This window comes from Ructibacterium sp. SJQ-7, assembly GCF_054696575.1.
In genome coordinates this window covers 2,007,766-2,034,035 of sequence record NZ_CP195193.1, presented here as the reverse complement: position 1 = coordinate 2,034,035, position 26,270 = coordinate 2,007,766, and the positions used below count along the sequence as shown (strand labels likewise).

Genomic DNA, 26,270 nt, shown 5'->3' with positions numbered 1-26,270 from the left:
ATACAGCAACTTTTAAAATGAAAGTTGTGATTTAAAGAGTATTAATGAGAAATAAAGAGAAAATAAGAGATTGTTATTTAATTTATTAAAAATTTTTCAAAAAGTGTTGACAACAATCAAAAAACATAGTAAAATAGCCGTTGTGAGTTAAAGAAGTAAGCTTTAACATGAATAGATTAAGTATAGGAGGACACAACTATGAATTCAAGCTATTTGCAAAAGCCACAAGACGTAGAAAGAAAGTGGTATGTTGTTGATGCAGCTGACAAGCCACTTGGTCGTGTTGCTGCAACAGTTGCAAGCATTTTAAGAGGTAAGCACTTACCTACATTTACACCAAACGTAGATTGCGGTGACCACGTTATCGTTATCAATGCTGATAAGATTATCCTTACAGGTAATAAGCTTAACCAAAAGGTTCGTTACTACCACACAGGCTGGGTAGGCGGAATTAAAGAAATCCACTACAACAAGCTTATGGCAGAAGAACCTGAAAAGGCTGTTATGTACGCTGTAAACGGTATGCTTCCAAACAACACAATCGGAAGAAAAGCTCTTACAAGACTTCGTGTTTACAAGGGTACAGAACATGATCATCAAGCACAAAATCCAATCGCTTGGACAGGCGAAATAAAGTAAGGAGGACAATATAAATGGCTAAAGAACAATACTACGGTACAGGTAGAAGAAAATCTTCTGTTGCAAGAGTTCGTCTTGTTCCGGGCAACGGAAAAATCACAATAAACGGCAGAACAATCGATGAATACTTTGGTCTTGATACACTAAAGCTTATCGTTCGTCAGCCACTTGAACTTACAAAGACAACAGATAAGTTCGACGTAATCGCAAAAGTTGAAGGCGGTGGTTTCACAGGTCAAGCCGGTGCAATCCGTCACGGTATCTCAAGAGCACTTCTTGAAGTTGATACAGAAGCTTACAGAGCAGACCTTAAGTCAGCAGGCTTCCTTACAAGAGACTCAAGAATGAAGGAAAGAAAGAAGTACGGTCTAAAAGCCGCTCGTCGTGCTCCACAGTTCTCAAAGAGATAAGTTTTACGACATATCAAAAATACCGCAGTCTTACGACTACGGTATTTTTTTATTGTCTATATACTAAAACCAATCCGGATCCCAGTCTCTTGTCAGACGTGTAAGTGCCTCCATATAGAAATAATCTCCCCACGTATTACACTCATCAACACCACCGTTATTACATGTATTATGCGGTGTTTTCTTTGCGTATGTACCGTGAAGTAAAAGTCCGTTAGACTCTTTACTGTCTTTAACGGCACAATTATCAATAATTGCTTTAAGCAATCTTTTAGCCGTCTGCGTATAATATTCAGCCTCATCTTTATCAAGATATTTAGCCATTTCAAGCATACCGCATACCGCTATAACACCTGCTGAAGAATCACGCGGTTCATCACTGCCGGTATCAAAATCAAAGTCCCAATAAGGCACTAAATCCTTCGGCAAATGTTCCATAAAATATTTTGTTACACGTTTAAATATATCCAAATATTCTTTATTTCCTGTTTTAGAATACGCAACCGCACTGCCGTATATTCCCCAAGCCTGACCTCTCGCCCAAGCCGAGCCGTCACGATTACCCTGACAAGTAACACCCTTTGTGGGTTTACCTGTTTCCATATCAAAGAAATATGTATGATATGTCGAATTATCGTCACGCACGATATTTTCCATCGCTGTTTTTATATGCGCCTGTGCTTTTTCTTCATACTTTTTATCACCTGTCACCTTGCTCGCCCAGAAAAGCAACGGCATATTCATAAGACAATCTATTATAAGTCTGTAATTGTCCTTATCGCCTATTTTGCCCCACGCCTGAAAGAACTGACCTTTTTCGTGAAAACGTTTCATCAAATTATCCGCCGCCAAAAGTGCCGCACGTTTACCAACTTCACTGCCTGTAAGCTTATATGCCGCAACGCAAGACGGGCTGTACAAAAAGCCCATATCGTGATGGTCGGTATTAATATGATGTTCTATTCTGTAAAGGAAGTTGTCCACTTGACAAAGTGCCGCTTCCTTTAATTTATCGTCTTTGTTACTCTCATAAGCAAGCCACAATTCACCGGTCCAAAAACCCTCTGTCCAGTCTGTATTTTCTGTTTGCCTGTAAAAATTATTTTCACTGTTTGCACCCGGAAAACAGTCAAAAAACTCGTCAACATTATGTTCAATAAGCGAAACCGCCTTATTGTGTGCGTCACGAATTTCTTTATCATCAGCCACCGGATAGCCTTGTAATTCTTCCATAGTTATCATACTTAAAATCACACTCCTTATATAATAATTATACCAACACGGCCAAGTTATTTCAATAGCAATAATTTAATGTCAATAAATTGAATGTATAACAATAGGCAAGCCGAAAATATAGGCTTGCCTATTCAGTCTACCTCTTTAATTATCCTTTAACTCCCGAAGATGTAGCGTTTTCAATAAAGAATCTCTGACAGAACAGGAATACTACGATTATCGGCAGCAATACAAGTGTAGCCGCCGCCATTTGTGAACCGTAATCCTGAACTTGTCCGGCTGAAAACAACTTAATACCTACAGAAAGCATTTGTTTGTTTATATCCGATATGTACAAGTACGGACTCATATAGTCGTTCCATGTCCATACGAATGAGAACAATATCATTGTTGCGATAGACGGTTTATGTTCGTTTCGCGGCAAACAAGGATATGACCCCGACCGATTTTGTAAATATTAAATCGCTAAAACTGTACGAAATTGAAAGAATGGCTGATACAGCCGTTGACAGTGCCGTAGCGTCAATCACAATCGATAAACTTACAAGCACACCGGAATGTGTAGAGCAAAACATCACTTTGCCGCAAATCACTTCAGACGATGCAGAAGTAACATGGACATCTTCCGATACATCGGTTATCGGCAATGACGGTACATTCTACGGTTCATCAAAAGCGACAGACGTTACAATGACGGCACAAATCACAAATAAAACAGACAGCTTTACAGTTTATAAAGACTTCCGTCTTTCTGTTCCGGGTGAAGAAACAGTAAAATTGAGCAAAACTTTTGACGACAACGGTATGAACGTAACAGTTAAGAACAATTCTTCGGACAGCTTAACTATACAGGTTACAGTCGGCGTATACAACGACAATGATACTCTTAACACGGCTAAACTTCAAACCGTTACACTTGATTCAAAAGCAGAACAAACAATTTCATTTGCAGGTATCACCTCCGACAAATCAGTTTCAATATTTGCATGGGACAAGGATATGACACCACTTACAAATGTATTGCAATAACACAAAAAATACACCTATCATTCGATAGGTGTATTTTTCATTTGTTTTTCAATCCAAGCCATAAGCAAATTCACTATTTTTTCTTGTTGGACAAGAGTAAGTTCAACATTTTTCGGTATTCTGTACCACTTGTTAAGGCAACCGCGGCAGCAGCACGCCGTTGCGTGCTGTGCGATAAACACAGGGTGTCCGCGCATGGGTGTTTGCTTGCCGTCATTTGCAATAAATGACGGTGCAAGTCTGTCACGAACAAAGTCGCGTGCGTGTGAACGCACAGTATCCATACCTTTATTTTTTACATACTCCCTATCCTTTTCTTTCAGCTTAAAACTACTTCTGAACTTTGACTTTTCCAACTTTAAAAGTGCCTGTTCAATCGTCTGCATAAAATCACTGTCTTTCATATCTTCCGTATGTACAGGTTATATCGGCAATTTTCTTTGCGAGTTTGTCAGTCAAATCATTCTTACCCATTCTCCACTGCCAGTTGCCGCCGAGTACAGACGGTGTATTCATTCTTGCCTCACTGCCGAGTTCAAGATAATCCTGCATTTGAATTATCGCCGTATCGCTCACACTTGCCATAGCGGTTTTAATGAGTTTCCAAACAATATCATCCTCCGAATCAATGTACTTTTTACAAAATTCAAGTGTATCTTCGTCAAGCTCATCAATCCAACCAAGCACTGTATTATTATCGTGCGTGCCGACATAGACAACACTGTTTGAATTATATGTATACGGCAAATAATTACTTTCTTCACGCGGATCAAATGCAAATTCAAGCACTTTCATACCCGGAAAACCCGAATCCCTCAACAGCTTATGCACGTCCTCCGTCAAAAATCCCAAATCCTCCGCTATAATCGGCAAATCGCCCAATTCATTTTTAACGGCATTGAACAATTCAATTCCCGGACCTTTCAGCCACTGACCGTTTTCGGCGGTTTTATCCCCGTAAGGAATCGAATAATACCCCTCAAATCCTCTGAAATGGTCGATACGAACAACATCATACAATGACGTTGCACTCTTTATTCTGTCTATCCACCAATTAAAGCCGCATTCTCTGTGCCTGTCCCAATTATACAGCGGATTTCCCCAAAGCTGACCTGTCGGAGAAAATGCGTCCGGCGGACAACCTGCAACAGCTTTCGGCACAAGATTTTCATCAAGTTCAAATAAATCGGGATATACCCACACTTCCGCACTGTCAAGCGCAACGTAAATCGGAATATCGCCGATTATCGACACACCGTTGTCATTGGCATACTTTTTAAGTTTGTTCCACTGTTCAAAAAATTTAAACTGCACAAACTCCCAAAACATAACGTCATCTTCATGCGACGACTTAAATTCCCATAACGAATGAGAATCACGTTTTCTTAGTCCGTCCTCCCATTCAAGCCAAGACTTGCCGTCATTTTCATTCTTTATGCTCATAAACAACGCATAGTTTGAAATCCATCTTTCGTTTTTCTGCAAGAAGTCGTAAAATTCCGACAAATCACCTTTTTTAAATTCTTCAAAAGCAATTTTCAAAACCTTAAAACGATTTTCATAAATTGTTTCGTAGTCAACATTTTTTCTGTCTTTGCCCCAATCAAGCTTTGAATAGTCCGATTTTTTCAAAAGACCTTCTTCACTCAAAATATCCATATCTATAAAATACGGATTGCCTGCATTCGTTGAAAACGACTGATACGGCGAATCGCCGTAACTTGTCGGACCAATCGGCAGAATCTGCCAACACTTTTGTTTTGCACTCTTTAAAAAATCCACAAATTTATATGCCTCTTTGCCCATTGTACCGATACCGTAATCAGACGGCAACGATGATATGTGCATTAAAATACCGCTTTTTCTCATTTCTTCTACCTCCCGATAAGTTGTAAAATTACATGTGGATTTTCCGCAATATAGTCTGCACCGGCTTGTACCAATTCATTTCTTGTTCTGAATCCCCAAAGCACTCCGACCGATGTCATTTCGGCATTTTTCGCTGTAAATATATCAACATTGGTGTCACCCAAGAACAGACACTCTGACGGCTTTACACCGAGTTTTTTCGCTATTTCAAGCGCCGTAAAAGGATTGGGTTTTGTCGGCATACCGTCAATAACTCCATGCACCGCGTCAAAATAATTTTCACCGAAAATATTATCGGTAACAAAATGCACGACATTATCCGGTTTATTTGAGCATACCGCAATTTTTATGCCGTTCTCTTTCAGTTCTTCAAGCAATTCTCTTATTCCGTCATACGCGTCCGTATCATAAAGATAATCATTTTCATAATTTTCGTCATACACATCACGCACTTTTTCAAACATTTCCGCATTATCCTTGCCGTAAACTCCGAGCATTCTGTGAATAAGTTTATCTCTGCCGTCACCGACATATATTTTATAATCCTCTACCGGAATTTCGGGCAAACCGAATGCCGCAAGTGCAATATTACCAAAATGTGCAATAGCATTTATCGTATTTGTAAGCGTACCGTCAAGATCAAATATACACGCTTTAATATTACTCATAAAATCACCTCATTATGTTAATTATATATCTTGAAAACTATTATGTCAATGTGAATAGATTATGAATTTTTCTTGATATGCTTGATTTTTAAAAAACACTGTGATAGTATATCATTAAAGCTTCTACAAAATTGTTTTTTGAAGAAAGGATATGTAAATATGAAAAAAAGTTTAATCGTTATTGCCGCATTAATTCTTGCAATGTCAGTTGCGGGCTGCGGTAAAAAGACAGAAAATACAAATACAACACCTCAGCAGACTGCGCAGGCAGATGCGTCGGGTGCATACGAAAACGGCAGTGCAACAGAAACTCTTGACGGTCAGGACTATTCAAAGAATGTCGATATGGCGGCAGTCGAAGGTACAGAGGCAAAATCAGATACAAAAGCGGACAGCTATTCGGGCGAAGTAAGCAACAATGATATTTCTATCGAGGAAGCAAAACTTATCAATTATGATGACAGCGACGTTGTTGTTGTGTCATTTGAATTTACAAACAAAACCGATTCAGACCAATCATTCAGCGGAGTATATGACGTCATCGCCGAACAAAACGGTTCTTCATTAGCTCCTGCAACAGTAATCGGCGTGGACGGTGTGGAACTTCTTACACTTTCACAAAATATTGCTCCGGGTGAAACAATTACTGTTCAAAAAGCGTACAAGCTTGACAGTAAGTCGTCACCGCTTGAAATAACAGTTCAGCCGTTCTCTTCAGACGACGAATCATTCGTTACAAAGACATTTAATTTCTAAAACAAATAAAAAATATCTCTGCACAATGCAGAGATATTTTTTATTATGCTTTAACAACCACATTTTTACCGTTAATTTTTCCTCTGTACAGCAATTTATCGGCACTTTTAAGAAGAACATCATCGACTTTACCGCTATCACGTTCGATAATTCCGAACGTCATCGTAACGGAAATATTGTTATTTTCATAAACAAAATTTTTATTTTCGATAGTTTTTCTTAAGTTTTCAACTTTTACAAATGCACTGTCAATATCATCATTACAGAACATAAACACAAATTCTTCACCGCCCCACCTGCATATATCAACATTCTCCAAGCCGAGCGATTTTCTCATAATCTCCGAAATATTCTGCAGTACATAGTCACCGCATAAATGACCGTATGTATCGTTTATTTTTTTGAAATCATCAATATCACCGATACAAATGACCACAGATTTATTGTCCTCGCTGTCCTTAATTCGTTCCATAAACATTCTTCGGCTTTGCAAGCCTGTAAGTTGGTCGTAATTTGCAAGATTGTTAAGAGTCTTGTTTTCATCAACGAGCTTTCTATGCGTTACAGTTGCCGATACGTCCGATATGTACGCACCTATCAATATAATTCCGACTGCCAAAACGGTATTGTATATAGTAACAGAAACAATCTGCACTTCCGCCTCCGAATAAACATGACGGCAATGCAACGTCAAACCTATATACAATATTACCTCACATATCGAAAATATATATGTTACACTCCGATGTTTAAACGGATTAAAATACACAAATGTTGCCATAGCAATCAAATACAAGGCAAAATCCAACGAATATCCGCCATTTAGAACCGTCACCGTAACAAACGCCGATACTTCCAAATGCACCAGTACAATACAAACACGATAATACCCTTTCAGTACAACAAACAGCATTAATATATAAAATATCACACTGCCGATGTTGTACATAAGCGGTATCTGCATTGAAAAATGCTTAAATATAAATAGAAACGAAATATGGAATATTTCACATAAGACAATAATCTGTGTGTAAACACTTTTAACATTGTCTTTAATTTTCATAATATATCTCCCTATTCTCTATGAGTATATTATACACGTTTCTTTCGACAAAAACAAGATTAATTTAGAATTATTTTTCATTTTTTGCATAAAAAAAGTGACAGATTGAAAATCTGTCACAATGTACTCCAAATTAAAGAGCAGCCTTAGCTGTTTCAACAAGCTTTGCGAATGCAACGCTGTCAGCGATAGCGATTTCAGAAAGCATCTTTCTGTTCATTTCGATACCTGACTTCTTAAGACCGTTCATAAATGTTGAATAGTTCATACCGTTTTGCTTACAAGCAGCAGAGATTCTTGTAATCCAAAGACGACGGAAATCTCTCTTTCTTCTTTTTCTGCCTACATAAGCATTTTGCATTGAACGCATAACAGCTTGGTTAGCAATTCTGAATTGCTTGCTTTCAGCACCTCTGAAGCCCTTAGCAAGCTTTAATATCTTCTTATGTCTTTTTCTTGTATTTAATGCACCTTTTACTCTTGCCATTAGTTTCTACCTCTCTTTCGAATTATTTGTAAGGAATAAGCTTTTTAATAACTGCTGCGTTAGCCTTTGAGCAGTAAGCTTGCTTTCTTAGATGTCTTTTTCTCTTAGTTGTCTTTTTGTTCAAAATGTGTCTTCTGAACGCCTTGTTCATCTTAACCTTACCATTCTTAGTTACGTTGAATCTCTTAGCGGCGCCTCTGTGAGTCTTTATCTTAGTCTTAGCCATAATGCACACTCCTTCCGAATTAAATAATATTATGACAAGGGAGCAAGAAACATTGTCATATTTCTGCCCTCAAGCTTAGCCGGTTTTTCAACAGTTCCGGCTTCTTTAGCCTGTTCTGCAAATCTTTCAAGCAAGGTATAACCAATCTGTGAATGACTTACCTCTCGACCTCTGAAACGAACTATAACCTTTACCTTATCGCCCTTTTTAAGGAACTTTATTGCATGATTACACTTCGTATTGAAATCATTTGTATCGATAGACGGTGAAAGCTGAACCTCTTTGATGTTAATAACCTTTTGGTTCTTTCTGTTTTCCTTTTCACGCTTGTTAAGCTCAAACTTGTACTTTCCGTAGTCCATAATCTTGCATACCGGCGGCTTTGCCTGCGGAGCAATCTTAACCAAATCCATTCCCTTTTCATACGCAATATCCTGTGCCTCTTTTGCACTCATTACGCCAAGCTGTTCGCCATCAGCTGAAACAACTCGAATTTCGTTATCACGAATTTGTTCGTTAATCTGCAAATCATTCTTACTAATTGTTAATCCCTCCTTAAAACATAAACAAAAAACGGCTGCAAAACGCACCCGCACAATACACCGATACCTAAAGTATCTGTATATTTACCGCAAAGCCTTCGCCGTACGGTGAGAACGGATTGTTCTGCTTGTTTTCTTTTCTGAGATATTATATCAGATTATTTATTCTCTGTCAAGCATTTTTATTAAATATTTTCAAAAAATCCGCATACAAAACAAAACCTTTATGGTTTTGTTTTCTTTATTCTTGGGAGTTTGAGGTGCAACCTCAAGTTATAATCATTTCTGGCGACCTGCGCGACAGAAATGACTTAAAATCTAAAGTTTCGACTTCGGAGGAACTTTATGATTTTTCTCTAAAAAAACTAAAAAATCACATCTTATGATGTGATTTTTTGGCAGTCGGCAAACGCCGACTGCCTGTCTCTTATACATCTGCTGTTTTAACCGATTCAAATTCTTCTATAACTTCCTTTGACGGAGCTTTTGTGGCAAGTGACACTATAAAGATAAGTGCAAGCGATACAATAAATCCAGGAATAATTTCATATACGGTAAATATACCCGGAAGATTATCCGCACCCCATATAGCAGTCGGAACATATGCCCACAAAAGTGCTACCGCACCGCCGGATATAACACCTGACAATGCACCGTATTCATTACAGCGTTTCCAGAACAGGCTGCAAAGAATAACCGGACCGAATGCCGCACCGAAACCTGCCCATGCGTGAGCAACGATTTCAAACACCGATGAATTAGGGTCAAGTGCAAGCAAGCAAGCTATAATTGCAACAACCACAATCGTGATACGGCTTACGTTAAGCAATGTCTTTTCCGAAGCATTCTTGTTGAAAAGCGTGTTGTATATATCCGATGAGAATGATGATGACGCAACAAGAAGCTGTGAATCGGCTGTTGACATAATAGCCGCAAGTACAGCCGAAAGCAACAATCCCGCAATAACTGTCGGGAACATATTCTGTACAAGTACCATAAATACTTTCTGTGTATTTGCGCCCTCAAGCATACCGTTTGCATTCAAAATGCTAAGTGATGAAGGGTCTGTAATCTGACCTGTTTTGAACATATATTGAATATACGGCGATGCCAATATACCAACCAATACAGCCATAGCAAGACTTACAATAACCCAAACCATAGCAATTCTTCTTGCAGGCTTAATATCCTTTGATGACTTTATGGCCATAAATCTTGTAAGGATATGCGGCTGACCGAAATATCCAAGTCCCCACGCAATAGCACTGACTATACCCATTGCACCGAAACCTTCCGATACACCAAGTGTAATTTTACCGATTTCCGACCATTCAAATGTATTTGAAGTAAGACCTTTATACATAAAGCAAGGTACAACGATTATTGCGGCAAACATAAGCAATCCCTGAAACAAGTCTGTCCAACAAACCGCTTTAAATCCGCCAAGGAATGTATATGCCGTTACAACGACAACGCTCAAAATAAGTGCAGGTATATATCCGATACCGAATACATAATCAAACAAATTAGCACCTGCCGCAAACATTGACGATGTATAAACCGTAAAGAATATCAAAATAAACAACGCCGAGAATATACGGAGCACGTTTGATTTTGAATGAAATCTGTTTTGCAGAAAGTCTGGAATTGTGATTGAATTGCCTGCAATCTGTGTATATTTTCTAAGCGGTTTTGCAACGATTAACCAGTTAAAATATGTACCGAGTGCAAGACCTATTGCAGTCCAAATTGCGTTTGTAGCACCCGAACCCAACAAATATGCAGTACCCGGAAGTCCCATCAACAGCCAACCGCTCATATCCGAAGCCTGCGCACTTAGTGACGTTACCCAAACGTTCATACCGCGTCCGCCAAGTACATAATCGGAATGTGTTGAATTTTTTTTGTAGAAAACAAATCCGACCATTACCATAGCGATAAGATACAGAAGTAATACAATACCCTGTATTATACTTTGTGATGTCATATTAATACCTCTCTTTTTTTAAATATACTACTCATTATATCAAAAAAGGATAAAGTTTGCAATATTAAATATATATCAATAATTAATTTTAGCGAAATTTGCTTTTTTAATAATGCGATTTATGATAATGAAGTAAGCAATCATAAGCCAAATTGTCGCCCCAAACCACGCAACAGGTGACGCAATACATACCGCCGCAAACTTCAAATACGACACAAGCACAAATGCAACAAGCGAACGCATAACCAGTTCCCAAACACCGCCGAAAAACGCAATCATACTACTGCCTATACCTTGCAGAGCATTTCTGTAAACGAACAGTAAACCGAGTATCACATAGAATACGCCGTTTAGAACAAGGTATTCTTTTGAAAGCGACATAACTTCATTCTGACCGCTGCCGACAAACAATGCAACAAGCGGTTTTGCGAACGTAATAACAACAAATCCGCCTACAATACCGCAAACCGTTGCGATAATCGCCGCACCCGTCACACCTTTTTTAATTCTTTCAAGCTCTCTTGCGCCGTAATTTTGTGCGGTGTATGTCGCAACCGCAACGCCCAATGACGCAAGGGGCTGTGTTGCAAATTGGTCTATTTTCGAACCGGCTGTAAATGCCGCAACGGCAGTTGAACCGAGCGAATTAAGTGCCGATTGGATTACCATTGTACCGATGGCGGTTATCGAAAACTGAAACGCCATAGGCAAGCCGACTTCAAGGTGTTGCCAAGCAAATTTCCAAGAGAATTTCCAATCGTGCTTTGTAAGTCTTAGAATCGGGAATTTTTTCAAACTGTATACAAAGCACAATATACCCGAAATAAATTGTGCGATAACAGTTGCCCAACCCGCACCGGCAACACCCATTTTAAATGTAAGAATAAATACAAAGTCAAGTATAATATTGATAATACTTGCGATTATCAAGAATACAAGCGGTGTTTTACTGTCGCCGAGCGAACGGAGTATACTTGAAAACAAGTTGAAAAATACCGCTGCCGCAATACCTTCAAAAATTACTATTATGTAGTTGTACGAATCGTCTATAATGTCGGACGGAGTTTTCATAATCTCCAAAAGCGGTCTTGCCGCCAATACGCTTATCGCAGTCATAACAATCGTTACGGCTATACCTAAAATAATGCTTGTCGCAACAGAACGCCTTACGCCGTTTTCACTGCCTGCACCGAATCTCTGTGCGGTTATAACCGCAAAACCGCTCGTCACACCTTGCACAAATCCCACAATCAAAAATGAGATTGAACCTGTCGCACCAACCGCCGCAAGTGCCTCAACACTTATGGTTCTTCCGACAATAATCGTATCCGCCATATTATAGAACTGCTGAAATATATTACCTATAAGAAGCGGTACCATAAAGCTTAATATCAACTTTATCGGACTGCCCTTAGTCATATCGTTAGTCATATGTAATCTCCTCTCTTTGTTTAATGCCTGAACTATTATAGCACAATGTTTTTATTTTTCAATACTTTTTTCAAAAATTATCAAATAATCGCAAAAGTTATAAAAAACCAAAAATTTTTCTTGTTTTAATTGTGATTTTGTGGTACAATCGAATGGTTGTTTTTTTGAGGAGGGTAATATTATGAATAAAAAATTATTAACAAAAACACCTGTCGTCTGCGGACTTGCGATTATATGCTGTCTGCTTTGGGGAAGTGCTTTTCCTTGTATTAAAATAGGTTATCAGATGTTTAACATTCCGTCCGGTGCGGTCGGCTCACAATTTCTTTTTGCCGGTATTCGTTTCACACTTGCCGGTATACTTACAATTCTTTTCGGAAGTATTTTAAGCAAAAAAATACTTGTACCGAAAAAAGAATCACTTTTTTCTGTTTTTAAACTTTCTATGGTGCAAACAGTTTTGCAGTATGTGTTTTTCTACATAGGCTTGGCGAATACATCAGGCGTAAAATCTTCTATTATAAATGCCGCAAACGTATTTCTTTCAATATTATTCGCAGTATTTATATTCAAGTACGAAAAAATGACGGTTTTAAAAGTTTTGGGATGTGTTGTAGGATTTTTAGGAGTTGTTGTAATTAACCTTGCGAACGGTGGTTTTGATATGAGTATAAAACTTTCCGGTGAAGGTGCTATATTGCTTTCAGCGGCAGCTTATGCACTTTCATCGGGTATGATTAAAAAATATTCTAAAGATGAAAACCCTGTGGTTCTTAGCGGTTATCAGTTCTTTTTAGGCGGTATTATTCTTGTCGTTGTCGGAATAGCAACAGGCGGTAAGATTTCCGGATTTACTCTTGCATCTATCGCACTTCTTATATATATGGCGATGATTTCAGCTGTAGCATATACTTTGTGGGGAATATTGCTTAAATATAACCCTGTCGGTAAAGTTGCCGTTTTCGGTTTTACAAATCCGATTTTCGGCGTTATCCTTTCGGCTGTTTTTCTCGGTGAGAAAAATCAGGCTTTCGGTGTTCAGGGTCTTGTAGCACTTGTCCTTGTTTCAGTCGGTATATTTATGGTTAATAAATCTAAAAATTAGTTATTCTTCGGGCGGTTATTCACCGCCCGTTTTTTGTTTGCCACTTAGTCGACTTCGTCACCGGTTCCCATTAATGTAGTCTTTTATACCTCTCCTTGAGGAGATAAGGCACACAATGACGGAGTGGTGGCTCCGTAAGGCGGTAATCTGCCACTTATCCCCTATTTTCTGTAATTACTATTTTATACGGGACGGCATCCCGACGTCCCCACTCACACGCTCCGTGGGGAGCGTAACAAGTCCTTATTTTTCACCGTTTTTCTACCTTTTCATATTTCAACTCACACGCTCCGTGGGGAGCGTGACCACTAACCGTCCGATGACGTCCAGAGCAATGCAAATTTCAACTCACACGCTCCGTGGGGAGCGTGACGATACAATAAAACGTATGCAGAGCTATTGTACAAGATTTCAACTCACACGCTCCGTGGGGAGCGTGACGATACAATAAATATTTCGGCATTTTGAATATTACGATTTCAACTCACACGCTCCGTGGGGAGCGTGACTTCGACTTGTCCGCCTGTCAATGCGTCATAGGCGATTTCAACTCACACGCTCCGTGGGGAGCGTGACTTTCATAAAAAATACGATTAGAGTACATAAAGTAATTTCAACTCACACGCTCCGTGGGGAGCGTGACTAAAATCATATTTCTCGGAAATGGCAATAGAAAAATTTCAACTCACACGCTCCGTGGGGAGCGTGACCAGAGTGCCACCACATATGGTGGCAGATTTGGATATTTCAACTCACACGCTCCGTGGGGAGCGTGACATATTTAAAACGTTTACTGATTGCAGTATCAGAGTATTTCAACTCACACGCTCCGTGGGGAGCGTGACTGATTTCACGATTAAATGAGTTCTGCACCGTCATAATTTCAACTCACACGCTCCGTGGGGAGCGTGACGTGACTTGCAGCTTGTCCACTATTATGTCCAAAATTTCAACTCACACGCTCCGTGGGGAGCGTGACCTATAGCGGACATAACTCGGACACCATTATCTTTATTTCAACTCACACGCTCCGTGGGGAGCGTGACCCGGATTAGATTGGGGCATACAAACAGCATAAGGATTTCAACTCACACGCTCCGTGGGGAGCGTGACTTCTTTCGAGATTATCTCTGTATGACGGTTTTTCATTTCAACTCACACGCTCCGTGGGGAGCGTGACATATGTTTTACCTCTCTTTCACTGCTAATATTTATATTTCAACTCACACGCTCCGTGGGGAGCGTGACACGCCGAGAATGTTATATGTGCTATGGTTATAAAATTTCAACTCACACGCTCCGTGGGGAGCGTGACATATCGGCGGTTTTATACCGCCGATATAAAAGAAATTTCAACTCACACGCTCCGTGGGGAGCGTGACCCGTTTTAGATAGTTCACTGATACAGTTTAAAGCATTTCAACTCACACGCTCCGTGGGGAGCGTGACTCGTCAATAGGTAATAAAATACTACCATTTTCGCGATTTCAACTCACACGCTCCGTGGGGAGCGTGACTAACTATAGTTTTTTTTCGGATATGGTGTATCCGTATTTCAACTCACACGCTCCGTGGGGAGCGTGACCGTTTTCGGGTACCGTTTACGTATTTAAACAAAAATTTCAACTCACACGCTCCGTGGGGAGCGTGACTTACCACTCACCGCATAGCAAAAAAGCAATTTAAAATTTCAACTCACACGCTCCGTGGGGAGCGTGACGTCGGTTGACTATCAATTAATAGGAATTTTAACCCATTTCAACTCACACGCTCCGTGGGGAGCGTGACTCTACATATTGTATATGTGAAGTCACACCACCACAACAGAGCGGACATTTTACTAAAAATCACTTTAAAAAGCGATATTTTTTACATAATATGTATTATTTTTTCAGCGAACCTCCATATAAAACCAATATCACTGCACGTTCGCTCACAAAATCAAACTGCCCTCAGGGTCATATGTTTCCTTTGCACCTATATGCTCCACTCTCCTCTTCCAATTATTACCCAAATAATAGAATCGAAGGCTATCTTGTTCTTCATCAATAATTTTCATAAGTCTATCTTTTAATTTCAAGAATGTTCCGTAATCAACATCAACTTCAAACACAGAATTTTGCACTCTTTGTCCGTAATTAACACATTCCTTTGCAACCTTGCGAAGTCTTTTCCTACCTGCCGCATCGACAGTTGACACATCATAACTTACCAAAGTCATCATCAATATCACCTACTTCGCCAAATAACACGGATACTCGTCAATTTCACCACGCACAAATTTTGCAAGCAACATACTTTGCACATACGGCAAAAGTCCCATAGGAATTTTTTCCTTCAAATACGGATGTATCATATCGGTACGTTTTTTCTCCTGCCATTTTGAGAGCACCTTTTTCCTACCGCCATCATTCAAGAAAACTGCACCGCTTAACTGTACGTCAAAATCTTCGGGTTTAATAATTTTAAGATTTATTAATGTCAACACAAATCTTTCAACAATACATCTCCCCTCCTCGACCAAATCGCACGCAAGCGATTCACGTCCGGGGCGAAGCGAATGATAAAATCCCATATAACTGTCCAACCCCACACTTTCAAGTGCCGCCGCATATTCACGGGTAAAAATCGTATATAAAAACGACAACATTGCATTCACCCTATCGAGCGGAGGTCTTTTACTTCTCATTGCAAAACAGAAATCGTCTTTTTGATGAAGAATAAGGCTGTCAAACACATCAAAATATGCCTTTGCACCGTTCCCCTCCGTACCGAGTATGCCGTCATAATCATCTGTGATATACACGCTTTTAATACAACCGTCCAAGCGTTCTATACAATGAGTCAGCTTGCCGTCCTCATCAATTTGCGGATAATCTTTAAGCGTTCTTTTCACAACACTTTTTGTATTCGCCAATTTTGCGGCAACGGTATTTTGTCTTAAAAGTGCAGGCGGTTTTGAAAAAAGTTCGTATTGACGTTTTCTCAGCAACACATTTCCGTGTGACGCACCCTGCACGCGAGCCAAAAATCTGCCTGACGGAGATATGAAGTTAATAGGTATGCCGTAATCGGCACACTTCCCCATGAGTGCAGGCGAACAGCCAAGATAGCTGAAACAAAATATTGCCTCAACATTTGAAAACGGAAGTCGTAATTTAACTTCATTATTTTCCTTACATACAACATTTTCGCCGTCGAGAGTCATGTATATATTTTCATTCGTGACATACAAAGTATTCAAAAGTTTTCTCATACGCAATCCTCCTCAATAAGCTGTTTAATGCTGTACTTTTTCGTTTTAGGCATACACAAATCTTTAATCGAGCAACCACTGCACTTTTGACCTTTTATTTTTGGAGGAATAACACCGCTTTCCATTACGTTTTGCATTTTACCGACCAAATCATCAAGCAATGCTTTATACCTGTCGTACTCCTCATCAAACGGCATTTTCACACGTTTTCTTGTATCGGCATAATATATGCACCCCTCACTGTTGCATTTCCAAATATAGTCCGCACACAATTTTTGAGCAAACACCTGTATCGCGTCAGTTTCTCTTATAGAGCCGTCTTTAGGCTGTGTAGGCTTGTATTCCACAAGTCTGACAGTGTACTTTCCGTCAATACCGTCTATCGGTACGCCGTCTTTATTTTTGCAAAACTCTATACAATCCGCAACGCCATACAAATCAAGTTCATCATTATACAAAGTAACCGAGCTTAAAACAACCTTGTTATTGCTTTTGAATTGGTGTTTGCCCGAATGTACGTTTTCGTGCATAATGTTCGCCAACACAACCGAAACATTTTCAGCCCAGGCATTCTCAATTTCAAGCAATCCGAATCTTCTCGGGCAATACATATAATGCTGTATTGTCCTTATATTAATCATGCTTTCTCCTGAAGTTCTACTCCTTCAGGCATATTTTTATCGACAGTGATTTCATAATCATTGAAACTTCTCGGAACTTCCACTCCGTCTTTTTTGCCGATAACAATTTTGTCAAACAACACATTCGCCGGAGCATTTCCGAGTAAGGAATCATGCTTGAATACATAAAGTTTTCTTACGCACATTTTACCTCTTGCGGCACTTCTGTCGTGTTCAAACATATTGATAATGGCCTTCCACAAAAGTTCAAGATCTTCTTCCGAAAACTTAGTAATTTTCTGTGCAAGCATAGCCGACACATATCCGTCCGCCCTGTACAAGCCATACGGTACTATGCTCTTTCTGCCCATAGTAGCACTATCACTTTCATTTGTTCTTGCCTGTCTTGTAATTGTTATATCCTGTGTAAATATCGGATCAACACTCTTTGCAAAACTAATCTGAACAGGACCTCTGACAATACCGCATGGGTCGTTACCTGTACTCATAACCGCACCGAATGTTCTTACATCAAAATAATTTTGACATATGTAATCCCTTGCCGCTCTTACCGCCTCAGGATTTTTACCCTTTTGACCTGTCTTTTCGCCTATTGCCTCATATGCCTCCGTAAATTTTGTGTTAAGTGCCTTATCAGGCTTTACAAGAATATTATAATACGGCTCATCTTCTTTAAAAATTTCCACAAAGTTGCGGATTTTTCTCTTTAAGCACACATCTGTAACAAGTCCTGCCGACGTTTCGGGATCAATTCTCGGCATATTGCCTGCATCGGGATCACCGTTAGGGTTGCCGTTTTCTACATCAAAAATAACTGTAAATTCGTATCTGTTTTTAATTGGTTCCATAATTTTCTACTTCCTTTCATATTTCCTTATCTTCTTTTTTCTTATAAAAATCTTGTGTTTGCTGATAATAGCCTATAATAAACTTACCTTGCTCGCTAAGCGGTAATGTCTTTGGAAATTTGCCGTTTAGCTTGTCCATAATTTCACCCGTAACTATCTTATATTTAACTTTATATTCAAGTTTTTCAATGTGGTATTGCGAAAGCTTTATAAGTTTCGGAAATACCGTTGACGGATTTGCACAAGCTGACGCAAAATATGAATCCTTAATCGTTCTGTTCAATCCAGGCAATGCGTCCGATTGAACTTTTTCAAGTACGGCAAAAAGTCTGCCGCACAGATACGCTTGATTATTATTTTCAATATCAAGTGCCATTTTTATCTCCTCCTTATTTTTTGAATATCTATCTTTTCTGTTTATGCAAGCCTTGATAATGCCTGCACGAACATAATTCACCGATTTATCCGTTTTCACTCGTCTTACAGCATTTTCAAGCAAAGACTCGGGATAACGTGTACCGTTTATTATAGCACCGAACACCGAAGCCATAAGCGGCGGCGGTGTAGTATAATTTGTGCTTTGAGGCGGTTTTAATTCTCGGAATATTCGCCACATCGGTATATTTCCTTTTGAATTAACAATCATTATATCTGCTTGATGTCTTGCTATATGTGAAAATATGTTGCCGAATTTATCACGGTATATAAATTTCTGTGCAAGACGCGAAACATTCGGAGCAATTCCCACAATATAAAACTCAACATTTTTATCAATATCGAGTTCTGTAAAATCGGGACTTTTGCCCTGATTTACGTCATTAAGCGATTTAAGCAAAATACCGTTCATTTCATCTGCATCAATCTTATCGTCAAACCCAAGCATTGAAGCAAACAAATCCGTTTCTTTTGAATCGTCATCTGACATCGCCCAAAATACAACTGTCATATCATCAAGATATATTCTGTGATTTTTGTCTGCGATTAAAGTGTTTAATGCCTCTGTGTAGTGTTTCATAGTAGTTTGCGTTATGGAACTGTTGTACGCCTGTTCTTTGCCGTATGAACACTCTGCCGTATTATTTACGCAAACCATTAACGCACCTGTTGCATTTGCATTTCTTACACCCTTGATTTTATCGTGCGTTACCGATATTTCGCCTTTTTCTCCCGTAACGGCACATATGTCATTACCCTGCACCGGTCCGGCTGATTTTTTCAGTTCCGTTATCTTTTGAGCAATTTCGCCGTCAGTATCGTGCAATTTTATTTCAGGGTGTCCGTCAAGACCAAAAATAAAATTCGCCGTCGAGTATGCCTTGCCGAGATTTACAAGCAACTCATTTTCGGTTTCGACCTGCGGATTCCACTTTTGCAGAAAGTTTCTGTATGCCGTAACTATATCCGATGTCATACCCTCTGTAAATTCAAGGTTTTTGTCCACAAACGCTTTATGCGATTTCTTCGCCTTATCCGTACTGTCCTCAGTTGAATATGTACCGCTCTTATTGTCATAATTAAGTCCGAAAATGTATAACGGTCTGTGTTCGACAATATTTCCGTCTATACCGGGTTTCTGTGTTCTCTCCGGCAAAACTACCGATATAGGCTGAAGTTTGGTTTTACCCTTACTGTCGGGTTCACTTTCCTGCTCCACGTTTATAATATCGCTTACTGTACCGTCTTTTCTCAGCATAATCATATGCGTGATATTCTGTCTTGAAAAACCGTCTTTGCAAACCTTGTCATTTCTCGCAAGAATATCGTAATATTCATTCAAAGCCTTTATCAGCATTTCATCATCTCCCTATATTTTGCTACATCTATAACACCGTCAATCATATGCGGTCTGTAAAAAAGTGCGTCTGCCTTGTCCGAAAAATTACGTTTATCCCAATCATTATCTTTCGGATGTCCGCCGTCCTCAAACTTCATATGATACAGCATAAATCCTAAATCCGTATCACCTTTTAACGTATCCGAAACATTTTCAAGCGGAAATTCCTCCACAAGCTCAATACTCTTTACGGGAAATTCACGACACCCAAGCACAGGTTGTCTGAATTGTTGACCGTTTCTTAAACGTCTTAGAAGAATATTATAATGCTTTTCCTCCGACTCGTCATCATGGTCACTCTGTATACCCGTAAGTTCAAAGTGAAATTCCACGCCGTAACATACATCTTTCAAAATCATACTTCCGCGTTGATTTATCATATCCTTAGTATAAATCGTTGCATCACCTGTACCGTTTTTCATACTTTTTTGTACCGACTGCAATTTTATTTTTTCCTTAACCTCATTACGGCGAACATTGATAAATGTTATCGGATTAAAAACGATAATCTTATCAATTACATACCGAATTGCCGGTTTCCAATACACCGACTTTATCAGTCCCTCAAGCGCTCCCGGTGTCGGAACATCATAACTCACACGTTCAACTTTCATCTCAGGACGTGTAAATGCGGCATAATCACCTTTAATCATAATTTTAAATCCATAACTCATTTTAACCTCCTCATATAAAACAATCTACATCATTTTCCAACGTCAAACCCACGTCCGACTTATAATAATCTGTATTTGCAAGTATGCAAACACCACAATCAAGCTGTTCTATAATCCCCTCTTTAATCATTTCTTCAAGCTCCCAAATATGTACGGACGCGCTGTACTGCTGTAATTTTCGTTTTACGGACAGTTTTCCGTATCTGAGCTGTTCAATCAAATCTTTATTTTCATCACGCGGAATTACTATTCCTATAACTTGATTTTTGATAAACTTAAAATTCTCGGCATACGTTCTGAACGGTATTTCATCAAATTTCAAATTTTCACCCATAAGCGAAGTTATAGTACTTTTGTCTATATTGCCGTCATTAAACGCAAATAAGCGACTGTAATATTCTTCAATACATTTATCGGTTGAAATATTGTCAAATTCCTCAAACAAATTTCGTGTTATATTTGATTTAAGCTGAATTTCGCCTTTTCCGCCGTCTGTTTCAAAAACAAACACATCGCCCATATCCATCTTACCCTCACGGTTACATCTACCGCCGGACTGCAATATGTTATCAATTCCCGCAATTTCTCTGAATACCGCCTTAAAATCAAGGTCAACACCCGCCTCAATCAGTGATGTTGAAATCACGGTCGTATTAATTCCGTTCTTTATATCTTCCTTTATTTTTGCAATAATCTCCGAACGGTGCAAAGGCGTCATATATGTTGACAAATGATACTTGTTACCGCTGCAAATATCATATAATTCCCTTGCCGTTTTCCTTTTGTTCACAATTATAAGTGCATTGTCATATTCCTGTGCCTTTTCTGCCAGTGAAGCAAGTTCACACTTTCCGATATACTCATATCTGCACTTATCAAATACGTTAAACAACGACGTATCCTTAACCGCATTTTCTATTTTGACACCTGACATATACCTCTCCATAAATTTATCATAATTCGGCATTGTCGCCGACATCAAAATTGCCGTACTGTTAAGATACTTCGTCACATACCCTATAGCCCTTAAACAAGGCTGAATATAGTCAATCGGCAGCATATGTATTTCGTCAAATATGATAACACTGTCCGCCAGATTATGAAGTTTCCTAAGTCGTCTGCCTTTATAATGATACAGTGATTCAAAAAATTGAATATTCGTTGTTACTATAAGTTTTGCGTCCCAATTTTCACAGGAACGTTTTAATTTTTCCGAAGTTATTTCGTTCTCATCTTCATTTTTATCATCATCAAAATCATAATTTGAATGGTGCTGCAACACAGGAATTACGTCACCGAAAATATCCTCGAACACCTTTGCTGTCTGTTCAATTATACTGACATACGGAATTACATATATAATACGTTTTTTCTCATTCTCTATCGCAGTTTTCAAAGCCGCTCTTATACTGCAAAGAGTTTTTCCGCTGCCTGTCGGCATATTCAATGTATACACATTCGCATTCGATTCAACGCTTTTATAAACCTGTTCTTGTATAATACTTCTTGATTCCTGAAGTTTGGTTTCTATTTTAAAAGAATTAAGTTTTTCACATACTTTTTCGTATGCTTTTTGAAAATCTCCGTCTATACCTCTGTCTGTGTTGGGAGTTACAAACCGCTCCGTATCTATAAAATCCGCGTCCGTAAGGCATGAAAACAAATATCTTGTAAAAAAAGAATACCTTTCAATAATTTCTCTCTGATTACTGACATCAAAAAGTTCTCGCAAATTATCTTTGGGATATTCAAGTTTAACTTCATTTTCATACGCAGAATAATCGCCGGTTTTTCGTTTCATTCTGCCGTGCAATGTCGAATCTTCTTCACTGTCAACTTTCGTTCCGCCGTCAGGCAAACCCGAATGATGTCCCGCAACGCAATACTCAATCATAGGCACATATGATTTCGGCGGTGCTTTCGCAACTTCTTTTGCACCGCATATTGCGTGTTCCACTCGAATATTTTCCGCACCGTTTATACGTTTTTGAAACCCCGATGTATACTTGCCTATATCGTGTATTTGCCCCACAAATTCGGCTATATCCGCCCAAAATTCATTCGCATTTTCACGACATAACTTCGACGTTCCGTTCAAGTGGTCCAAAAGCAGCTGTTTCCGTCCGTCCTCTGATGTATGTCCAATATATTCCATAGCAATCATTCCTTTTGTACAAATTATACTTTTATCATATCACTTTATTCGTGCAATTTCAACATATATTTTACTTTTTAGTAATTATCTATTAAATATACCTATAATTTTTATATATTTGCACCAAAAAAGGAACCCATAAACAAAGCATACGCATTGTTTATATGTTCCCCAATGATTAGCTTAATTGAGTCTGCAGACAAATCTGCAACGATTTTAACTGCATTCTGTTTAATTATTATTGATATTAAAGCAATATCTCGCCTTTTCAGGCACTGAGCCTATCATACAAGGATTATGAATACTGAAATAATCCATAACATAACCCTTGTCGGTATAGATGTTTACACTCTTTTTGTCTTTCATCATTCCCGTATTATTTTCAATAACAATCTTCTTTATTTTTTTACAGTTGATTTCAATGTCCGAACGAGTGTAATTGCAAGCGATACTTGCATCTGTATTTTTCAAATTCATAGAATTGTTCAAAATGTATATTCCCTTGTACTCATCATCTCTGTTCGAGTAAGAAGAAAAGCATCTCAAACCTCTTGTTTCGATAGTATTTCCTATATATTTCTGTTCAAATTCAGTCGTCGGCTTAATATATATCGCCTCTGTTGAGCCGGTATAACGTGCAACGGAATTTTCGCCTGTATTTTTTACTGTATTGTGATAAACCAATTCATACGGACCTTCGATACCCGTTTCAACGCAATTTTGTACAACGTTATTTTTCACAATCGTATTAGGGAGTGATGTTCCCATACCCGCGAATATCGCCGCACAACCGACACCGCTTGTAAGTGCATTAGTATCATTTACGGACGGTTTGCCGAAACCGATATTTTTGCACACATTATTTTCAATAACGTCTGCATATTTGCCCGAAACAGTCGGAGTCCAATAATCAATCGCCCCCCAGACACTGTTGTTAATCGTGTTATTTCTTATAACATAATCGTCAACACCGCCGACAAAACTTATCGTCTTACCGCAGCTGTTCTCGAAAGTACAATTTTCAATAAGCACATTTTCAGCCGGGCTTTGTGTATCACCGACTATTCTTATACTGTAACCGCTGTTTGAACTGTCTGAAATCTGATTGCCGCAATTTGTGAACTTACTGTTCAAAATCGCGATATTACTGCAATCTCTGAACACAATTCCGTTGTTTTCAAAATCAATAAAAGAACAGTTGTTGAAAATAATATTATCGCAATTTTCAAACTTTATCATAGGAAAATTTTCAAAATCTATATTTTCGACATATAAATTCTCAACATTCTTCACAATCTGATATGACGGCACATCGTCCGAATAATCCGCAACAAATGTTGCCCGTTTTCCGCCGGAAGTTTTTATCACCGTGTCCGAATTGAATATTGACGGATATTTTCCGTATTTAATCGTACTGTGAACTTTGTATTCATTCGGAGCAAGCGTGTTTATTGTTCCGTCTTTGCCTTTTATGTCGTTTGAAACACTGCCGGCAGAAAATTCATACAAGTCAGTTCCCAACAGTACTGATGACGTATCATAATTCTTAAAATCCGCTTCGGCGATTTCTTCGGGTGTAAGTTTAAACAGTTCACCGTTTTTCGATTGAATGTTCGACTTGTGACTGTCTATCTCCTTACGTATTTGCAAAACAGCATTGCGTGCCGAATTACTGTCCGCCGCGTATACAAAATTCGCACCGAATGTCATGCACATCATCAATGCCGTTAAAAGAGCCGTAATTTTTTTCATTTTCAACTCCATAGCCTTTCTCAAATAAAAAACCAACTTTAATAATAGCGTCTGTAAAATTGCAAATTCAATTCATACAAATTTCAACCGCCATTACATACATTTTATCATTAATTATTCATTTAATCAAGACTTTTCGATTAATATTTTCAAATAAAAAAGCATATCATTTTCAAAAATGATATGCTTAAATTTTTAATAATTTTCTGCGTGAATTTCAAAATATGCTTGCGGGTGATTGCACACAGGACAGACCTGCGGAGCTTTTACGCCTACAACGATATGACCGCAGTTACGGCACTCCCAAACCTTGACTTCACTCTTTTCAAAAACCTCTTTTGTTTCAACATTGTGAAGCAATGCACGGTAACGTTCTTCATGAGTTTTTTCTATTGCGGCTACCATACGGAACTTTTCAGCCAATTCGGTAAAGCCTTCTTCTTCGGCAGTTTTTGCGAAATCAGCATACATATCTGTCCATTCAAAATTTTCGCCCTCTGCCGCCGAAACAAGATTTTCTGCCGTTGTTCCGATTCCGTTTAATTCTTTAAACCACATTTTTGCGTGTTCCTTTTCATTGTCGGCTGTTTTCAAAAACAAATCCGCTATTTGTTCAAAGCCGTCTTTCTTTGCCTTCGACGCAAAATATGTGTATTTGTTACGCGCTTGCGACTCACCCGAAAAGGCAGTTCTTAAATTTTCCTCTGTTTTTGTTCCCGAATATTTGTTTGCCATTTATATTACCTCCGTAAATTTACTCATATATAATATATACCACTATACACGAATTTTAAACAACATTTTTCTATGTCTTGCATTTTTCCGTTTTTTGTATTAATATATGTTTTGGGGTGATGATATGAATGTTGAAAAAAATATGTTTACAATCGGTGAAATGGCAAAATCAATCGGAATTACAAGAAAAATCATATTGAATTACGAAGCAAAAGGATTGATTACTCCGGACGTTAAGGACGGCAAAAACGGAAATCGTTATTATACCGTAGATACGTTCACTAAAATTCGTACAGTACGTATTTTTCAAAAGCTCGGTCTGTCGCTTGATGAAATTCACGACTATTTAGACGGTAAAACCGATTTATTACCGCTTATCCGCCGCCTTGAAGCTATGCGTGACGAAATAAATTTGAATATTGAAAAGTTGTATGAAAGAGCAAACACCAATCTCACACAAATCAAGGAAATCCACATTGACAAGCAAACGATTTATCGACGCACTTTTACTACGGAAAGTATTCTCGATAAAACAAATATTCTGCGTGATACCGCAATACTTGCCATGCGTGAATACGGTACCGATATGACAAAGAGAATGTACTTTTTAGAATACCCATTGTCCGCACCCAACGAAATTTCTTACTGTGTTGCCGTACCGTCTGAAAGCAGCGGCGAACATATCGTCGTACTGACCCCAATGCGTGCAATTTGCATTTATCATCACGGTGCATATGAGGAACTCCCGAAAGTTCGCGAAAAACTTTTGTCGTATGCCAAAGAGCATAATCTCACACCTTTGGGAATGTGTCGTCATACATACCTTGAAGGTCCCCCGCAACATAAGGATAAAAAACTTTTCATAACACAAGTGGCTCTGCCGATAGAAGAATAAAAAAGCTCCCGAACATATAAGTTCGGGAGCTT

Annotated in this window: 26 protein-coding genes and 1 CRISPR repeat array; of the genes, 6 read left to right on the top strand and 20 right to left on the bottom strand. The window is 38.8% G+C overall.

Features of this window, described 5'->3' with window-relative positions; all coding sequences use genetic code 11:
* Positions 1-198 precede the first annotated feature (198 nt).
* The gene (rplM, locus tag ACSAMO_RS08780; protein ID WP_022229377.1) at positions 199-639 is read left to right on the top strand and encodes a 50S ribosomal protein L13; all 441 of its coding nucleotides are present in this window, start codon (positions 199-201) and stop codon (positions 637-639) included.
* Between the two features lie 14 nt (positions 640-653).
* Positions 654-1,049 (top strand): 30S ribosomal protein S9, encoded by a 396-nt coding sequence (gene rpsI, locus ACSAMO_RS08775; protein ID WP_022229376.1) that lies wholly within the window; start codon positions 654-656, stop codon positions 1,047-1,049.
* A gap of 63 nt (positions 1,050-1,112) precedes the next feature.
* On the opposite strand, the gene ACSAMO_RS08770 is transcribed toward rpsI, so the two are convergent.
* Positions 1,113-2,291 (bottom strand): glycoside hydrolase family 88 protein, encoded by a 1,179-nt coding sequence (locus tag ACSAMO_RS08770; RefSeq protein ID WP_482489715.1) that lies wholly within the window; start codon positions 2,289-2,291, stop codon positions 1,113-1,115.
* Between the two features lie 142 nt (positions 2,292-2,433).
* On the bottom strand, positions 2,434-2,709 hold the full coding sequence (locus tag ACSAMO_RS08765) for an ABC transporter permease family protein (protein WP_337871052.1): 276 nt from the start codon (positions 2,707-2,709) through the stop codon (positions 2,434-2,436).
* 8 nt (positions 2,710-2,717) lie between these two features.
* On the opposite strand from ACSAMO_RS08765, the gene ACSAMO_RS08760 reads away from it, so the two are divergent.
* Positions 2,718-3,314: an immunoglobulin-like domain-containing protein gene (locus ACSAMO_RS08760; RefSeq protein WP_482489713.1), complete on the top strand. Its 597-nt coding sequence runs from the start codon at positions 2,718-2,720 to the stop codon at positions 3,312-3,314.
* Between the two features lie 17 nt (positions 3,315-3,331).
* Here ACSAMO_RS08760 and ACSAMO_RS08755 read toward each other — a convergent pair whose 3' ends face one another.
* From ACSAMO_RS08755 to ACSAMO_RS08745, 3 genes are read right to left on the bottom strand one after another with little or no spacing between them, the layout of a single operon-like run.
* Positions 3,332-3,718 (bottom strand): DUF4186 domain-containing protein, encoded by a 387-nt coding sequence (locus ACSAMO_RS08755; protein WP_482489711.1) that lies wholly within the window; start codon positions 3,716-3,718, stop codon positions 3,332-3,334.
* Positions 3,705-5,258, bottom strand: a complete 1,554-nt coding sequence (malQ, locus tag ACSAMO_RS08750) for a 4-alpha-glucanotransferase (RefSeq protein ID WP_482489748.1) — start codon at positions 5,256-5,258, stop codon at positions 3,705-3,707. Before malQ ends, ACSAMO_RS08755 begins: the two co-directional genes overlap by 14 nt.
* Entirely contained in the window at positions 5,189-5,851 is a 663-nt protein-coding gene (locus ACSAMO_RS08745) for an HAD family hydrolase (protein ID WP_308456583.1), read from the bottom strand. Before ACSAMO_RS08745 ends, malQ begins: the two co-directional genes overlap by 70 nt.
* A gap of 159 nt (positions 5,852-6,010) precedes the next feature.
* Between ACSAMO_RS08745 and ACSAMO_RS08740 the strand changes: the two genes are divergently transcribed.
* Positions 6,011-6,607, top strand: a complete 597-nt coding sequence (locus tag ACSAMO_RS08740) for a DUF5067 domain-containing protein (protein WP_022229368.1) — start codon at positions 6,011-6,013, stop codon at positions 6,605-6,607.
* Between the two features lie 43 nt (positions 6,608-6,650).
* On the opposite strand, the gene ACSAMO_RS08735 is transcribed toward ACSAMO_RS08740, so the two are convergent.
* From ACSAMO_RS08735 to ACSAMO_RS08710, 6 genes are all read right to left on the bottom strand, one after another.
* A complete protein-coding gene (locus ACSAMO_RS08735) occupies positions 6,651-7,670 on the bottom strand; it encodes a GGDEF domain-containing protein (RefSeq protein WP_499209147.1) in 1,020 nt (339 codons plus the stop codon).
* Positions 7,671-7,803: 133 nt separating this feature from the next.
* The gene (gene rplT / locus ACSAMO_RS08730; protein ID WP_022229366.1) at positions 7,804-8,157 is read right to left on the bottom strand and encodes a 50S ribosomal protein L20; all 354 of its coding nucleotides are present in this window, start codon (positions 8,155-8,157) and stop codon (positions 7,804-7,806) included.
* Between the two features lie 22 nt (positions 8,158-8,179).
* Entirely contained in the window at positions 8,180-8,383 is a 204-nt protein-coding gene (gene rpmI, locus ACSAMO_RS08725) for a 50S ribosomal protein L35 (RefSeq protein WP_022229365.1), read from the bottom strand.
* Between the two features lie 29 nt (positions 8,384-8,412).
* The gene (infC, locus tag ACSAMO_RS08720; protein ID WP_337599319.1) at positions 8,413-8,910 is read right to left on the bottom strand and encodes a translation initiation factor IF-3; all 498 of its coding nucleotides are present in this window, start codon (positions 8,908-8,910) and stop codon (positions 8,413-8,415) included.
* A 442-nt stretch (positions 8,911-9,352) separates the two neighbouring features.
* On the bottom strand, positions 9,353-10,912 hold the full coding sequence (putP, locus tag ACSAMO_RS08715) for a sodium/proline symporter PutP (protein WP_499209146.1): 1,560 nt from the start codon (positions 10,910-10,912) through the stop codon (positions 9,353-9,355).
* 75 nt (positions 10,913-10,987) lie between these two features.
* A complete protein-coding gene (locus tag ACSAMO_RS08710; protein ID WP_412274742.1) occupies positions 10,988-12,343 on the bottom strand; it encodes an MATE family efflux transporter in 1,356 nt (451 codons plus the stop codon).
* A gap of 181 nt (positions 12,344-12,524) precedes the next feature.
* Between ACSAMO_RS08710 and ACSAMO_RS08705 the strand changes: the two genes are divergently transcribed.
* Positions 12,525-13,448 (top strand): DMT family transporter, encoded by a 924-nt coding sequence (locus ACSAMO_RS08705; protein WP_022229361.1) that lies wholly within the window; start codon positions 12,525-12,527, stop codon positions 13,446-13,448.
* A 204-nt stretch (positions 13,449-13,652) separates the two neighbouring features.
* Positions 13,653-15,236: direct repeats of the CRISPR family, unit length 33 nt; unit sequence ATTTCAACTCACACGCTCCGTGGGGAGCGTGAC.
* A gap of 145 nt (positions 15,237-15,381) precedes the next feature.
* On the opposite strand, the gene cas2 is transcribed toward ACSAMO_RS08705, so the two are convergent.
* From cas2 to rbr, 9 genes are all read right to left on the bottom strand, one after another.
* The gene (gene cas2 / locus ACSAMO_RS08700; protein WP_022228957.1) at positions 15,382-15,672 is read right to left on the bottom strand and encodes a CRISPR-associated endonuclease Cas2; all 291 of its coding nucleotides are present in this window, start codon (positions 15,670-15,672) and stop codon (positions 15,382-15,384) included.
* A gap of 9 nt (positions 15,673-15,681) precedes the next feature.
* A complete protein-coding gene (cas1c, locus tag ACSAMO_RS08695; RefSeq protein ID WP_499209145.1) occupies positions 15,682-16,704 on the bottom strand; it encodes a type I-C CRISPR-associated endonuclease Cas1c in 1,023 nt (340 codons plus the stop codon).
* Positions 16,701-17,345 (bottom strand): CRISPR-associated protein Cas4, encoded by a 645-nt coding sequence (cas4, locus tag ACSAMO_RS08690; RefSeq protein WP_412274748.1) that lies wholly within the window; start codon positions 17,343-17,345, stop codon positions 16,701-16,703. Before cas4 ends, cas1c begins: the two co-directional genes overlap by 4 nt.
* Entirely contained in the window at positions 17,342-18,193 is an 852-nt protein-coding gene (gene cas7c / locus ACSAMO_RS08685) for a type I-C CRISPR-associated protein Cas7/Csd2 (RefSeq protein WP_022228954.1), read from the bottom strand. The genes cas4 and cas7c overlap by 4 nt, the downstream gene beginning before the upstream one ends.
* A gap of 16 nt (positions 18,194-18,209) precedes the next feature.
* On the bottom strand, positions 18,210-19,985 hold the full coding sequence (gene cas8c / locus ACSAMO_RS08680) for a type I-C CRISPR-associated protein Cas8c/Csd1 (RefSeq protein ID WP_412332276.1): 1,776 nt from the start codon (positions 19,983-19,985) through the stop codon (positions 18,210-18,212).
* On the bottom strand, positions 19,979-20,701 hold the full coding sequence (cas5c, locus tag ACSAMO_RS08675; protein WP_412332277.1) for a type I-C CRISPR-associated protein Cas5c: 723 nt from the start codon (positions 20,699-20,701) through the stop codon (positions 19,979-19,981). The genes cas8c and cas5c overlap by 7 nt, the downstream gene beginning before the upstream one ends.
* Positions 20,702-20,711: 10 nt before the next feature.
* On the bottom strand, positions 20,712-22,856 hold the full coding sequence (cas3, locus tag ACSAMO_RS08670) for a CRISPR-associated helicase Cas3' (protein WP_499209144.1): 2,145 nt from the start codon (positions 22,854-22,856) through the stop codon (positions 20,712-20,714).
* A 231-nt stretch (positions 22,857-23,087) separates the two neighbouring features.
* The gene (locus ACSAMO_RS08665) at positions 23,088-24,608 is read right to left on the bottom strand and encodes a right-handed parallel beta-helix repeat-containing protein (RefSeq protein WP_022228950.1); all 1,521 of its coding nucleotides are present in this window, start codon (positions 24,606-24,608) and stop codon (positions 23,088-23,090) included.
* Positions 24,609-24,803: 195 nt separating this feature from the next.
* Positions 24,804-25,343 (bottom strand): rubrerythrin, encoded by a 540-nt coding sequence (rbr, locus tag ACSAMO_RS08660; protein ID WP_022228949.1) that lies wholly within the window; start codon positions 25,341-25,343, stop codon positions 24,804-24,806.
* Between the two features lie 124 nt (positions 25,344-25,467).
* On the opposite strand from rbr, the gene ACSAMO_RS08655 reads away from it, so the two are divergent.
* Complete coding sequence (locus tag ACSAMO_RS08655) at positions 25,468-26,238, top strand: MerR family transcriptional regulator (protein WP_412578007.1); 771 nt, start codon at positions 25,468-25,470, stop codon at positions 26,236-26,238.
* Positions 26,239-26,270 lie beyond the last annotated feature (32 nt).